At 69.0% G+C, this 13,823-nt stretch carries 12 protein-coding genes; 4 read left to right on the plus strand and 8 right to left on the minus strand.

The features are described from left to right. The first annotated feature begins 35 nt into the window (after window positions 1-35). The 3 genes from AB0H50_RS33705 (at window position 36) to AB0H50_RS33715 (ending at window position 3,064) form a co-directional block, all read left to right on the plus strand. On the plus strand, window positions 36-668 hold the full coding sequence (locus AB0H50_RS33705) for a GNAT family N-acetyltransferase (protein ID WP_357460824.1): 633 nt from the start codon (window positions 36-38) through the stop codon (window positions 666-668). 178 nt (window positions 669-846) lie between these two features. Then, window positions 847-1,923: a hypothetical protein gene (locus AB0H50_RS33710; protein WP_357460827.1), complete on the plus strand. Its 1,077-nt coding sequence runs from the start codon at window positions 847-849 to the stop codon at window positions 1,921-1,923. 202 nt (window positions 1,924-2,125) lie between these two features. Then, the gene (locus AB0H50_RS33715; RefSeq protein WP_357460829.1) at window positions 2,126-3,064 is read left to right on the plus strand and encodes an alpha/beta hydrolase family protein; all 939 of its coding nucleotides are present in this window, start codon (window positions 2,126-2,128) and stop codon (window positions 3,062-3,064) included. Between the two features lie 167 nt (window positions 3,065-3,231). Here AB0H50_RS33715 and AB0H50_RS33720 read toward each other — a convergent pair whose 3' ends face one another. Beyond that, window positions 3,232-3,645 carry a hypothetical protein gene (locus tag AB0H50_RS33720; protein ID WP_357460832.1) on the minus strand — a complete coding sequence of 138 codons (414 nt, stop codon included), beginning with the start codon at window positions 3,643-3,645 and terminating at the stop codon, window positions 3,232-3,234. After that, window positions 3,629-4,306: a phosphodiesterase gene (locus AB0H50_RS33725; RefSeq protein WP_357460835.1), complete on the minus strand. Its 678-nt coding sequence runs from the start codon at window positions 4,304-4,306 to the stop codon at window positions 3,629-3,631. The genes AB0H50_RS33720 and AB0H50_RS33725 overlap by 17 nt, the downstream gene beginning before the upstream one ends. A 262-nt stretch (window positions 4,307-4,568) precedes the next feature. Here AB0H50_RS33725 and AB0H50_RS33730 point away from each other — a divergent pair, with 262 nt between their 5' ends. After that, complete coding sequence (locus AB0H50_RS33730; protein ID WP_357460838.1) at window positions 4,569-4,916, plus strand: hypothetical protein; 348 nt, start codon at window positions 4,569-4,571, stop codon at window positions 4,914-4,916. Window positions 4,917-5,116: 200 nt separating this feature from the next. On the opposite strand, the gene AB0H50_RS33735 is transcribed toward AB0H50_RS33730, so the two are convergent. From AB0H50_RS33735 to AB0H50_RS33760, 6 genes are all read right to left on the minus strand, one after another. Next, a complete protein-coding gene (locus tag AB0H50_RS33735; RefSeq protein WP_357460954.1) occupies window positions 5,117-5,830 on the minus strand; it encodes a hypothetical protein in 714 nt (237 codons plus the stop codon). A gap of 62 nt (window positions 5,831-5,892) precedes the next feature. After that, window positions 5,893-6,657, minus strand: coding sequence for an aldolase/citrate lyase family protein (locus tag AB0H50_RS33740; protein ID WP_357460841.1), 765 nt, complete (start codon window positions 6,655-6,657; stop codon window positions 5,893-5,895). A gap of 3 nt (window positions 6,658-6,660) precedes the next feature. Continuing rightward, window positions 6,661-7,875, minus strand: coding sequence for a type III PLP-dependent enzyme (locus AB0H50_RS33745; protein WP_357460844.1), 1,215 nt, complete (start codon window positions 7,873-7,875; stop codon window positions 6,661-6,663). Then, window positions 7,872-10,835 (minus strand): MFS transporter, encoded by a 2,964-nt coding sequence (locus AB0H50_RS33750; protein WP_357460847.1) that lies wholly within the window; start codon window positions 10,833-10,835, stop codon window positions 7,872-7,874. The genes AB0H50_RS33745 and AB0H50_RS33750 overlap by 4 nt, the downstream gene beginning before the upstream one ends. Next, entirely contained in the window at window positions 10,832-12,616 is a 1,785-nt protein-coding gene (locus AB0H50_RS33755) for an IucA/IucC family protein (protein WP_357460849.1), read from the minus strand. The genes AB0H50_RS33750 and AB0H50_RS33755 overlap by 4 nt, the downstream gene beginning before the upstream one ends. Further along, the gene (locus tag AB0H50_RS33760) at window positions 12,613-13,803 is read right to left on the minus strand and encodes an ATP-grasp domain-containing protein (protein ID WP_357460851.1); all 1,191 of its coding nucleotides are present in this window, start codon (window positions 13,801-13,803) and stop codon (window positions 12,613-12,615) included. The genes AB0H50_RS33755 and AB0H50_RS33760 overlap by 4 nt, the downstream gene beginning before the upstream one ends. Between the last annotated feature and the right edge of the window lie 20 nt (window positions 13,804-13,823).

The following is a 13,823-nucleotide window of genomic DNA, read 5'->3' on the forward strand; positions in this document are numbered from 1 at the left end:
CATCGCACGTTCGAGAGACGAGCCACACTGTGAGGATGCGGAACGTGATCTGGCCGATGCACATACCTGGCGAACATCTGGACGACGGCGACGTTTCGTTGCGGCTGTACTGTTCCGACGACGCCGAGCAGTTGTTCCACGCGGTACGCGACGAACGGGCGTGGGAACACCTTCCCACGAGAATGCCAAGCGATTTCGGTGAGCTCGATGCGGACATCCTGGCAAGGGTCGCCGATGGACACTGGCTCACCTTCACCGTGCGCCACGCGGGGGCGGTGGTCGGCAGGACGTCGGTGATCTGGAAGCGTTCGGCCCCCGAGGGCGTCGAGATCGGCGGAACGCAACTCGACCCCGCGGTCTGGGGTACCGGGGTCAATATGCGTGTGAAGCGGATGCTGATCCGGGAGGTGTTCGATCAGGGGGCGGCATGGATCGGATTCCGAACCGACGAACGAAACAGTCGATCAGCGGCCGCGATCCGCAAGCTCGGTGCGACAGACCTCGGCGTACATCAGGACACTCTCATCCGTCGGGACGGCAGTCTGCGTCGCAGCCGGTTCTTCCGCCTCGACCGCCCGACAACCACCGCATTCCAGAAGGCCGCCCGGCTGACAGAGAATCAGCGCGAACGAAGCTTGTTGCCTCGCAAGACATCCGGGATGTACTGAGGGGCGCCGCGCACCCTGGATGATCTCCCGGAACTGGTCCCGGCCGGGGTCGGTCATCGCCGCAGCGGCCGCGTCGAACTCGCGCAACTTGTCCGCGCGGATGATGGTGGCCCATCCGATTTGTCGATGTGCTACTCGAACTTTGGGAATCTCATCGCCACACGCGAGGATGTACATCGTGCATGAACACGACCGAACCGAGGCGTACATGGCCGAGGACCGCTTGACCATGACCGAGTCGGCACGCGCCTTCCTGGACCAATGGATGGCCACCATGGAAAGTGCCTTGGAGCAATGGCGCCGTCGCTACCTGCCCGCAGACTTCCCTTTCGACTTCACGCCCGACTCCCTGGACGCGCTGGAACCGATCCTGCTCGCGCGCTATCCGGACGAGGCCGCCATCGGCATCGACGACAACGCGGAGTTCACGGCAGGCACGGTGCGATACATCGGTGAAGTCCTGTTGCGTGTCGCGCCGTCCCGATGGGGCTACCAGGACCGCGGAAGCGACGACAGGAATCCCTACAACCGCACCGCGGTCATCCGCTCCAACACCCCGATGAAGTTCACGATAGGTGTGATCCCGGAATTCTTTCTGCGACTGCTGGTCCGAGATCGAGAACGCGGTGCCCTGCGGAAATCCGCCACCCCGCTTCTGGATGCCTGCGAGCAAGCCGGGCGCGCAGAGGTGTCCAACCCGCATGGAGCAGGTGGCAAGGTCCCCGACTGGTGTGAATTCTTTACACTTGACGAGTACATCAGATTCGCTAGCGAGGTGGACTCCGCAGCGGGCTGCTTCGGTGCCGAAGGCCAGGATATCGACGCAGGCTATATCACCTTGGCCGCGGGCGATCCCGATCCCGAACTGCATGATTTCGACCTCACTGGACTGGCCAACGAGTGCCGAGCAAGCGATATCGAAGACTGGTCAGTGCTCTGCTTCTCCGCGATCGACGGGTTCTGTACGGGTGAGCCACAACGAGACTGGCTCAACCGGGTCTCTTTCGCGCAAGTCGAGGATCGGCTGGAGCCGTGGCTCGCCGATGAGCCCGAGCTGATGTTCGACGCCGAACCCGACAATCCCAATCAGCCCTTCTCGACCCAGCTCGAAGATGGCAGGTATCTCCACTTTCTCGCCACGGTCCCGGAACTGGACGAAATTCCGGAGATCACGACCTTCGTTCCCAACTCAGCGGTACGGGCATGGGACATGCCTGTTGAAACGCTGGTGCGGTGGGGGATTCAACACATCTGAATCGAGCCGGACACGCGCAGATTCCTGATGCCGCGTCAAATGTGGGCGCTCGGGCCGCGCCGGTGCAAGGCGCGTCGGCACCGGGGGCGTGGTCGAGCAGCGTCGGCCGTTTGCGCGCATGCTGCCCGTTTGCCGGACCCCGGTGCCGATGGCAATGAAACTCGTTGCAGTAGAAGCGATCTCGGGTGGGTATCCCCATCGGGTGACGATCGGCAAATACCTTCTCGTATTCCTCGGCGTGGTCGCGGTTGGCGTCGGCCTGTCGGTGCGGCCGGTGTCGGCGGCGCCGGCGGCGCACGTGGTCGGTGAGGCGCCGTTGGGTGCGGCGGCGGTGCGGATGGATGTGTATTCACCGTCCATGGATGCCGTGGTGACCAATCGCGTGATCCGCGCGGGCGGTGACGAGCCCGCGCCGACGTTGTACCTGCTCACCGGTCTCGGCGGCGGGGAGGACGGCATCTCGTGGTGGGACGACACCGACGTGCTGCGGTTCTTCGCCGACAAACACGTCAACGTGGTGATGCCGGTCGGCGGCGCGTACAGCATGTACACCGATTGGCATGCCGACGACCCGGCGCTCGGGCGGAACCGCTGGCAGACCTACCTCACCGAGGAACTCCCCGCCGTCGTCGACGAGCGGCTCGGCGCGACCGGACGCAATGCCATCGCCGGTGTCTCGATGAGCGCCGCCTCCGCGGTCGACCTCGCCATCCAGGCGCCCGACCGCTACCGCGCGGTCGCCGCTTACAGCGGATGTCCTTGGGCGGCAGACCCTCTCGGCATCGCCTTCGTCACCGCGCAAGTGGGTCGCGGCGGCGCCGATCCCGCCAACATGTGGGGCCCGCCGGGCGGCGACGGCTGGCGCGCGCACGACGCCTTCGCCCGCGCGGGCGCGTTGGCGGGGAAGACCGTCTACCTGTCCGCGGGCTCCGGCCTCCCCGGCGCCATCGACCGCGGCCTGCCGTTCCCGCCCATCGAGGCCATCGCGAACGCGTGCACCGCGGCGTTCGCCGATCGGCTAGCCCAGCTCGGCATCTCCGCCGTGCACGTGGGACGCCCGACCGGATCGCACACCTGGGGACTGTTCGAGAGGGACCTGCACGAATCCTGGTCGCACCTGGCTCGCGCTATCGGCGCCTGAACCGGATCGCGGAAGCGGCCGCGGCGTCTCGGCACCGACGACCACCAGTTGCGTACGTGGGCAATGCCTTTGGCGGTCGTACGGCTCGAGATATCCGTCCGGAAGGCGCGGCGACGGTCACCGGAATGCGCGCAATGACCGGCGGCAGCAAGGATCGCCGGGATCGGCTATTGCCGTACGCTCAACCACCCGTCCATCAGCCCGTGGTACCTGCAATAGAACGGGTGGGAGCCGATATCGCCGGGCGCGGGGAAGGTGACGGTCTCGCCGGGAGCGATGTCGTAGTCGAACAGTCCGGGGCGTTTGCTGGTGATGCTGTGCATCACCAGGTCGTTGTTCACCACCGTGATCCGCGCGCCGGGCGTGATGGGCGGCGTGCCCGTGTACTCGAGGTTCTCGATCGTGATGGTGACGGCGGGGATCGGCGGCGGGCCGGGCGGCGCGGCAGCCGCGGAATCCTCCTCAACGTCATTTCCGCACGCGGCCACCATCACGACCAGCGCCAGCACCGCGGCAACCCGCAACGGCGCGGCCACCCGCGCTGGGCGGCCGGGCGCACCGAGTTCACGGCTGTTCGCCACGGCCGCTGCGGCTGCCCACATAGGCGAGTTCACGCACCCGTCCGATCACCTCGGGGAGGATGCGGACCTCGTCGGGATGGTCGGTCATCGGGTCGAAGAAGTCGGTCCGGTAATCGCCGGGGTCGGCCGGGTGCAGCACCACCTCGGCGAGCTTGCGCTCCGGCGCACCGATCGCGCTCGCCCAGAGCACGAAGGTGGCGGGCTCGTCGCGCAGGTGGTCGGCCATCGCGTCGAGGGACGGTGTCCCGGGCTGGCGATCGTCGGGCTCGGCGAAGATCCAGGTCGGGGCGGAGTCGCCGAGCCGATACGGCATGAGGCAGCCGTACCTGGCCGTTCGCCAGCTGCGCGCGGGGGTGAAGACGAACCGGCCGAGCGAACCGCGCCCCGTGGTCGCCAGCGCGAAGTCCCACGGATGCTCATCACGGTCGAGCACCCGCAGCGCGAGACCGAGCACATCCGGCAGCCCGGCCGGGGTGCCGATGCCCTTGGACAACCTCGCCAGGGCGGCGCGCTCCCCCGCCCCGAACAGCCACTCGTACTCGGGTTCGGCGTGCAACCGCCCGGACAGCCGCAACCCGTTCGGATGGAAGACCCGAGCGTGGCGCAATCTCGCCACCTGGGAGAAAACACCGCGTACGGCACCCGCTGCGAGATCGGTCATCACGACTCCTTCGATCGGGACGGTCGACACTCACCGACTGCCCCGCCGCGCGGACAATAAACGGACCGGACCCGCCGATGACGTGGAGCAGCCCCGTGAGAGGACGACATGTGGCATACGCCTCCGCGTGGGTACTCCCTCATCGATGACAAGTACATCCCAGCTTCACGAGGCGGTGAACACGATGACATCGACGCAGGCGCTTCGACCGACGACAGAGACGGTCAGCGTTCGGGTACCCGCACGACGCATCGGGGTGACGATGCTGCGCACGACCGTGGAATCGACCGCCCTGGTCGCCGAGGCCGCCGACGACGACGCGGCCGAGCTCGGGCTGATCGTCGAGGAGGTGGCGCGCGGACTCGTCGACGCCGCGACCGAGGGCTCGATGCTCGACTGCACCCTGTCGTGCACCGGTCACGCGGCGCGGGTGCGACTGTCCGCGACCATCCGGTCCGACCTGCACAAGGATCGCCACGCGGTCGGCTGGCAGATCGTGGACGCGCTGACCAAAGACACCAAGGTGATCCGGTCGAGCTTCGATCAGGCCAGGCACGGCTATCCGACGGAAGTCGATTTCGATTGGCAGCCAGGGGTTTCGGCCGCCTGAGCGGAACCGGCGGCCGGGCGACGACGCCGCTGACGACGCCGATCACGGTCACCGCCGCCTGGTCGGCCGTGGCACTCTGGGCGGGGTGGCAGCGCCTGCGGCGACACGACGCCTGATCTGGGGTGCGCACCTGACACTGCTTCGGGTGCGACCGTCCCCCGTCCCACCCCGTTGGCTCGGGGTGGGACGGGGGGCCGAAATCACTTCGCGGGGGCGGGGGGCATCGGGGAGTTGATGGTGGTGAAGTACTGCGCGGCGGCCATGATGGCCACCGGCGCGGTCACCAGGAGCTGGCCGGTCACGGTGCCAAGGGCGCCGATGGCGATGATTCCGCCGAGGCAGCCGACCGCGGCGGCGGGGATGAACGGCCCGAACATGCCGACGATGGTGGCCGCGGCCACCGTCGCACCCGCGATGCCGCCGAGGACGCATCCGACGCCCGCGCCGCTGAGGCCGCCGACGAGGGTGCCGATGGTGGCGCCCATGCCGATCGTGCTCGTCATCCGGCTCCACGCGGCCTGCTCGCGTTCGTATTCGCTCTTCCAGGGCGCCTTGTCCTCGTAAGGCAGGGCGACCGGCTTGTACATCGCATGCGCCAGCTCGAAGCGCGGCGTCAGGGTGGCGGTGCGATCCCTGATTTCAGCGGTGATCGGAAAGACGAAATCGTCTACCCGGAACGACAATTCGGTGCCCGCCAGCACAGTGCCGTTGTCGGACTTGATCTTGAACGCACCGTCCTCGACAGTCATCGATCCGGCGTCGGTCGAGATGACCGTGGACTTCTCGGTCACCGACGTCGTGTACTGCACCGCGCCGGTGTCGGCCGCGGCGGCGCCCGCACCCGCGGTCACGCCGAGGGCAACGCTCACGAGCGCGGCCACGAGCGAGAGGCGGGATGCCTTTGTCTTCCTCATCATGGGTTTTTCCTTTCTCAGGAGTTCCATCTGTCGGGACGATGGAACGGACTCGCGGCGGGTCAGCCGCGAAGATCGGGGAGGCTGCGGCGCAGCGCGGCCGCCGCCAAGTCGGCGGCGTCACCGCACACGAAGGCGCGCACGCCCGCGGCGCGCCACTGCGCGTACCGCTGCGGTGTCCGGGCCATCGCGCAATACGGCACCGCGTGTTCGGCGCAGGCGGCGCGCAGCCGATCCAGCGCGGCACGCACCCGTGCGTCGCCGAGTTGCCATGGGACGCCGAAGGATTGCGAGAGATCCGCCGGTCCGGGCAGCACCATGTCGACACCGCCCTCCGCGAGGATCCGGTCGATATCGGCCACGCCGTCGGCGTCTTCGATCAGCGCGATGAGCATGATCTCCTCGTTCGCGCGACGCAGGTGCTCGACCGGGTCGTACCGGCCGAAACCGGCCGTGGGACCGTTGCCGAGGGACCGATTGCCGAGCGGCGCGTAGTACATGGCATCGATCGCCGCCGAGACGTCGGCGCGCGAACGGACATGGGGGACGACGACGCCCATCGCACCGGCATCCAGAGCTCGCAGGGTCGTCGCGCTGTCGCCCGCGGTGATTCGCACGAACGGTGTGAGACCGCATGTCTCGGCGGCGCGGATCGCGTGGGTCAGCTCGCGTCCGTCGACGAGCGTGTGCTCGGTGTCCAGGACGACGAAATCGTATCCGCCGTGGGCGATCATCTCGACGAGCTCGGGCGCGGGCGCGGTGCAGAACAGTCCGTGTACGAGGTCGCCCTCGGCAAGTCTGCGCTTGATCTCGTTGGTGCGCAGCAATACCTACTCGCCTGCCTCGTCGCGCCCGCGCAGGAAGTGGAAGCTCGGCGGTGGGTGCATGAGGAAATCGCGGTGCGAGATGTTCCAGGCGTAGGCGCCCGCCAGCTCGAAAGCGATGCGGTCCCCCGTCCGCAATGTGCTCACCGGCAATCCTTCGGCGAGAACGTCTTTCGGTGTGCACAGCTGCCCGGTGACGGTCACCGTCTGGGCGGTCGTCGCCGTCCGCGGCCAGGGGTGTGGCCAGTGATCGGTCCGCACGATCGAGCAGGGCTGGTCGTGCCCCTTGGCTGCGGGGGTGCGCAGATGATGCGTGCCGCCGCGCACGATGGCGAATTCGGCGTGGTGGCTTGGCTTCACGTCCAGCACATCGGTGACGTACCACCCGCTGTAGGCGGTCAGCGCTCGTCCCGGTTCGATGCGCAGCCGCAATTCCGGCCTGGCGTCGGTGATCCGGCGCAGACCGGCGCCGTACGCCGCCCAGTCGAAGCGGCGGTCGGGCGCGGTGTAATCGACGTGCATGCCGCCGCCGACGTTGACCTCGGTGATGTCCGCACCGTGCCGTTCGCCGAGGCCGATCGACCAGTCGGCGATCGATTCCGCGACCGCGACGAGGTCGGCGGCCTCGAGCCCGCTGGCCAGGTGCGCGTGCACGCCGTGCCAGCGCAGCCAGGGAAAGCGCCCCTCGGCGAACGCGTTCGCGGCGAGTTCGGCCTGCCCGCGGTCGAGGCCGAACGGCGACGGACGACCGCCCATGGCCAAGGCGCTGCCGGTCAGGGCGCGATCGGTGAGCGGCAGATTCACTCGCAGTAGTACGCCGATGGGCCGATCCGGCGTGGAAAGTGCCGCGAGACGGTGTAATTCGCCGATGCTCTCCACGTGGACGCGATGTACGCCGTGTGCGCACGCGGCGGCGAGTTCGTCCTGGCTCTTGCCCGGCCCGCCGAAGGCCAGCAGCCGACCGGGCACCGTTGTGGCGACGTGGGCGAGCTCCCCGCCGGAGGAGACCTCGTATCCGTCGACGACTTCCGCCAGCGCCCGCAGGATCTCCGGCTCCGGATTCGCCTTCGCCGCGTAGTACAGCTCGACGCGGTCCGGCAGCGCCGCGCGGATCGTCTCGGCGTGTGCGCGCAGCCCGCCCAGATCGTAGACGTAGGCAGGTAATTCGGCGGCGTCGAGCTCCTCGACGCGTTCCCGCACCGCGGACGGCAGGCGGCTCATCGGGGCGCTCCCTCGGTTCGCGCGATCTCGGCGCGGGTCACGCCGAGCACCGGGAAAGGCGAGGGCACTCGGACATAGCCTGCGTCCCGGTCCGGCTTGCGTTCCCAACGGGTGAGCAAGTTGGCTTTGGCGGGCAGCGGGACGCCCGCGAGCAGGGCGGCCAAGCGCGGCGGGCAGCCGTACTCCTCGGCGTAGGCGGCCAAGGCGTCGTGGACACAGGACCACAGCTCCGGTTCCCGTTCGGGGTGCGAATCCGCCAGCACGGCAAGCATTTCGGCAAGGTGGTTGACGATCAGGCAGTACACGACCCGGTCCCAGCCGCGTTCGTCGTCGTAGGACATGCGCGCCGCCACCTCCGGCAGCAGACCTGCCAGTGTCTCGGCATGCGATTCCGGCAGCAGCTTGGTTCCTTCCAGATCCCGCAGCAGCACCTGCACCGGCATTCCGGACGCGTCGACCGCGACCAGAACGTTCTGCAGATGCGGTTCGAACACGACGCCGTGGTCGAAATAGGCGGCGAGCACCGGGGGTATCAGCAGCCGGAGGTAGGCACGCCACCACCGCGTGGCGGTGTCGGCGTCGCCGCCTGCCAGGAGCCGAGAGATCTGTGCCGGGCTGCTGGGGAATTCGTCGGCGACGGCAGCGGCGAGCAACGCGGTGGCGGCGGGGCGCAGCCGGGCCGTCAGCCCTTCGCGCACGATCACGCCGAACCCCTCCAGCAGTGTGCGGTCGGCGGTGCCGTCCGGCCCGGGCAGCGCCAGGCTGCGGTAGGCCGGCTCGCGGAGCACGGCGCAGCCGGGAAAGCGAGCTTCCATGTCCGCGAGGACCGGCGCCAGGATCCGCGTGAGCGCGACCGCGCCGGACAGCTCGTAGCTGGCGTTCTTGCGCAGGCAGTTGGTGATTCGCACGTTCAGGCTGAATTTCAGGAAGGTCTCGCCGTCGTAGAGCGTGCGCACCGACGCGGTAGCGGCGAACCGTGGGTCGCCGACGCCGAGATCCAGGATGTCGCCCCGGTCCATCGCGTGCCGCAGTGCGGGCAGGTCGCTGAGCATGCGGTATTGCCACGGGTGTGCCGGGAGCAGCCGGTAGCCCGCGGGCACGTCCGGATGCAGACGATCGAGGACGGCCACCGCCGCCGGGTCCGCGGACTCCTCGGCGACGAGGTGCGCGCGGACACCCAGCAGCCGCAGGCCGAAGGTGGCGCCGTGTTCCGGGGCGTAGTGCGTCCACGAGTCGTGGGATGCGCTGCGCGCCTTGGGCGTCGGATGGAAGCGGTGACCGAACACCAACGCGCGCTCGGAGCCGAGGTAGTCCACCGTATCGATCGGCGTCCGGCTCGCCAGCGTCGTCGCGACCGTCCGATGACTGGCCGCCACCTGGTCGACGAACTCCTCGTTGCACACGCCGGTGCGCAGCCGGAGTTCGTCATGCGTGTGCTCGGCGAGCCGGCGCCAACCGACCGGCTGCCATACGTCGGCGCGCAGTTCGTCGACCGGCCCGGCGAAGCGGTGCGCGCCGAACAGCGAAGTGCGGCGGAGCTTAACGCGCAGCAGCACGTCGCGGCGGGGCAGGCGCAGCAGCAGGTGACCGCCCGCGATCGTGGCTTGCTGTTCGGGGCCCGAAAGCTCGCGCAGCAGGCAGTTCAGCAAGGTGTGCGCGGTGGCGGTGTCCGCATCGGGCAGGCGGTGCGCTCCGTCCGGATCAGCGGCGGCGCTTGGCCTCGTGGACTCGATGGTGTTGGTGGACAGGGACATAGAACGACTCCGGCGGGTGGGTGGAAATCGGTGAACCGAGATGGACAGGACGACGAGCAAGGCGGTGGCACCGCCCGCGAGCGCCGGTGCGGCGGGCCCGAACCGGGCATTGGCCGCCGTCGCGGCGAGCCCGGCGGCGACCGCACCGGCTTTGGCGAAGAACTCCAGCGAACCGAACAGACCACCGGGGGCCCTGCCGCGGGCGCAATCGGCGGCGAGGATGTTCCTGCCGACCAGGCCGAGGGTGAGCCCGGCGCCGAACAGCAGCCGGACGGCGGTCAGCTCGATCACCGAATCGGACACCGCATGCCCTGCCGATCCCACTGCGAGACAACAGAATCCGAGCGCTATCGGCCACCCCGGCGCGTGACATCTGCGTTGCACCGGCAGGGAGATCACCAGGTAAACGAGGTGCGGCAGCGCGAACAAGCCACCGGCGACCAGCGGCGAGACGTCCGGTAACCGTTCGGCGACGAGAGCGATCGAATACGGGAACGAGATCACGGTCGTGAAGACGAAGACGAACTCCACCGCGAACAGGCGACGCAGCAGTGCCCGCCGCGGCTCCCCCGTCGGTCCAGCGCCCGTCGGTTCCGATCCCGGCGGCGCCTCCGGCTCGGGCAGCCACACCAATGTCAGCGCCGCGGCCAGCGGCAGCACCGCGAGCACCAGGTACTGACGGTGCGGTGACAGCCACGGGGTGAGCAGTCCGACGACGATCGGCGCACAGACCAGGGCCGCTCTGGCGCTGGCCTGCAAGACCGTGAGCGCCCGCGCCAAGGCCGAACCGTGCAGCGCCGCACCGAGATAGCCGTTCGACGCGGCGAACGTCCCGCCGAGCACGCCCTGCAGCACCAGTGCCGCGGTGAACACCGCGATCGAGTCGGCCGTTCCCGCGACCACGAACGCGACGGCGAGGCCTAGCTGCGCCCGAAGCAGGAGCCGTTTGCGCCCGTAGCGGTCGGCGAGCCGACCCCACAGCGGCGCGCCGAGGCCGCCGAAGACCGTCGGCACGATGTAGAGCACACCCGCCAAGCTCGCGGTGGGATCACCGAGCTCCGGCAGAATCTCCGTCAGGTACGGCGGCAGGCCCAGCGCGGCGAACGAGGCGACGAAATAGGAACCGGCGACAGCGTAGACGCGCCGATCCACCCCGGACGCATCGGTCGAGCCGGGGTTTCCGGCTTGCTCCAGCGTCGCGCTCACCGGGCTTCCCCGGCCGTGCGCAGGTAGTTCGGGCCGGGGACGTAGTGCTTGTTGATGTCGGCGGCGCCGCTGCGTTCCTTGCTGAACAGCGTCCCTGCGCTCACCATCGCCTTCACCGGAAGGCTCGGCGCGGCAAGTACATCCGCGCGCAGCCTGGCGGCGGGCTCCGGGTCCAGTTCAGCGATCGCCTGATCGAGGCGGTCCCGCACCAACCCGACCAGCGCGGACCGTGAACCGTAGCCGAGCTCGGCGAGTTCGAACGCGTACGCGCCCGCGCACAAATGCACCGTGATCGTGGTGAACAAGTCCGTCAGCGGACGGTCGTCGGCGACATTGATCCGCGGATCGGCGAAGGTCGCGGGCTCGGCGCCGAGCCGAGCGCGCAGCCGAGCGGTATGCACTCGGGGCGTGTCGTTGTCCTTGAACAGCAGGCGCAGGCGCGCGGGACCGGCACAGGCGCGATCGAGCACGAGAGAGACGTTCTGCTGATGGGATTCCAGGGCGATGCCGTAGCCGAACAAGGTTGTCTGCCAGTCGAACAGCAGGGAGAGCCAGGCGTCGAACAGCGCGATCGGATCGCCGCCGTAGAACGCATCGGCGAGGTGGTCGAGCACCCGACGGCCGTCGTGGGCCCTGGCGAGCAGCGCGGCCATCGGCACCACCACCGAATCTCGCAGGCCTTCGGGCAGGCCACGGCGCAGGACGCCGAGCAGATCGTGCCCGGCGTGCGCGTAGCCGCTCTCGTCGGCGAGCAGAATCGTCTCGCGGAAACGGGATTCACGGGCCAGAACGGTGCCGAGGATGCGGTGAGTGAGCGCGCCATCGGCCAAGGTCCGCGGTTTGACGCTGCGCACGTTCCCCCGCCCGAGCGTGGCGGTGGCCAGCGGCAGTTTGAGGTGCTCGCCGGGATGCTCGACCAGCGCCACGGTCCGCATGGACAGCGTCGGAACCACCTCGAGGTATGCCGAATCCGCCAGGGCGCAGTCGGTTTCGATGTCCAGCTCGTGCAGCGCCCGGTCGAGCGCAGCGCCTGCGGTGAGCGGATGCACCGGCAGCACGATGTGGCTGTGCGACGAGTGCGGCAGCCCCAGACTGCGCGGGGTCGGCCAATACGCGGGGAAATCGGCGCCGCCGCCGACGGTCACCGCCGAGCGCGGTACGGCGAGCCAGCGCAACGCGAACCGTGGATGGAACTCGGGCGCGAACGCGCGGAGCTGGTCGTCGGTCAGGTCGGCGCGGGCGCGTGAGGCCGGATAGACCGGGTGGTCGTGTCGTGCGGCGAGGGTGTCGAACGCGAGACCCGCCGCGCCGGTCCACCGGTCGAGCCGATCGCCGTAGTGGAGGAGCAGCCGCGCGGTGGTCCGGCCGCGAGTGGCGTCGTGCAGCCGAGCCGCCGCCAGCGTCTGCGCGCATTCCTCGGCGAACGCGGTGAAACCGGCCCGGTCCTGCGGTTCGGCGAAAGCCGCCAGTGCCGCAAGGATTTCGGTGGTGGTGCGCAGTTCACGGCCGTCGGACTCGCGCAACATCAACGGCTGCCGCGGGGCATCCTCACAGAGGAACCCGTCCGAAGTCACGGGCAGCAGCAACGCCTCCGCGTCCACGGGGTGCGCCAGGCGAAGCCAACGCCCGTCGGACCGGCGGATCGTCGTGCTGCGGGTGCGCAGCCCGAGCACGTCCTCGCGCAGCAATGCGCCGAGAACCCGTGCGGACAAATGACTTTCCCGCCCGTCCGGTTCAGCCGGACGACGCGTCACCGCGGACGCGACGGATGTCGAGGTCACGGTGCCACCTCCCAGCGCTGCGCCGCCAGGAACCGGTCCGCGACACGGTCGACCGCGTCCTGATCGGTTCCCGCGGCGCGCAGCACACCGACGTAGTCGCGGTTGGTGTGCTGGAGATCGTGTCGCACACCGATCTCGCGCAGCCGTCGATAGGCGAGGGTGACGCCGTCGATCACCGCGTCACCGGATTCCGGCGCCGCGGTGAGCATCCCCGACGCAGGTGCGCAGATGTGATCGATGCGGGCTGCCCCGTCGGTGCGTCCCGGCAACGACGCAGGCAGCGGCTGCCCCAGATGCGTGCGGAGGATGTACTCGAACAGGGGAATGCCGAGCAGCTGGGCCAGCAGCAGATCGCACTGATCACCGATCGCTCGGTAGTTCACCTCGATCAGCCGGGCGCGGCCTTCATCGACGACGAATTCGGTGTGGCACGAACCGAACCCGACGCCGAGCGCGTCGAGCTGGGCGAGCACCTGCGCGACGACCGGCTCCGGATGAGCCTGGACGAAGGTGTGCCGAAGTTCGATGAAATACGGCGGCGGCGACAACGTGGTGCGGAATCCGCCGAGCACGTGCGTCCGCTGGGCATCCCCCAGGGTCTCCAGTGTGTGCAGTTCCCCAGGCAGGTACTCCTCAACGACCAGCGTGGCATCAGGTCGCCGACCCCGGATCTCGGCGCACCGCGCCAACAGGGCGGCGCGGCCGGTCACCAACACGACGTCCTCACTGGCCACACCCTCGGCGGGTTTGACGACGCACGGGTATGGAATGTCGAGCGCGGCGAGCGCGGCGAGCGTGTCGCGCGGCCGCAACTCTCGTGACCAGACCGTGTCGAGCCCGGCCGCGGCCAACGACCGCCGCATCTCGGCTTTGTTCTTCACGCGCAGCGTGGCGCGCCAATCTTTGCCCGGCACACCGAAATACGCGGCGGCGAGGGCGGTCTGGGTCTGGAGGTGATCGCTGTTGGAGAACACGGCGTCGGGCGGGTGCGCGCCGGAAATGGCCGTGACGACGGCGGGCACACTGCGGACATCGCAATCGAGCACCCTGATGTCCGGATGCCTGCGCCTGTGCGCGTCGGGTTGATCGGTGAGAACGGTGACGTCGAGGCCGAGCGCGGCGGCCGCGGGGAGAAAGCCCTCCGACACCGAATCGGTCGGGTTGAGCGCGAGCAGATACAGCTGCACAGGTGAGCCCTTTCCTGCCA

The sequence above is a fragment of the Nocardia sp. NPDC050793 genome, assembly GCF_040654065.1.
In the GTDB taxonomy this organism is placed as follows: Bacteria; Actinomycetota; Actinomycetes; order Mycobacteriales; family Mycobacteriaceae; genus Nocardia.

What these genes read in the sequence shown, in the direction of transcription:
- AB0H50_RS33705 (WP_357460824.1), top strand. Translation starts at nt 36, where the DNA reads ATGCGGAACGTGATCTGGCCGATGCACATACCTGGCGAACATCTGGAC.
- AB0H50_RS33725 (WP_357460835.1), bottom strand. Translation starts at nt 4,306, where the DNA reads ATGACCGATCTCGCAGCGGGTGCCGTACGCGGTGTTTTCTCCCAGGTG.
- AB0H50_RS33730 (WP_357460838.1), top strand. Translation starts at nt 4,569, where the DNA reads ATGCTGCGCACGACCGTGGAATCGACCGCCCTGGTCGCCGAGGCCGCC.
- AB0H50_RS33735 (WP_357460954.1), bottom strand. Translation starts at nt 5,830, where the DNA reads ATGAGGAAGACAAAGGCATCCCGCCTCTCGCTCGTGGCCGCGCTCGTG.
- AB0H50_RS33745 (WP_357460844.1), bottom strand. Translation starts at nt 7,875, where the DNA reads ATGAGCCGCCTGCCGTCCGCGGTGCGGGAACGCGTCGAGGAGCTCGAC.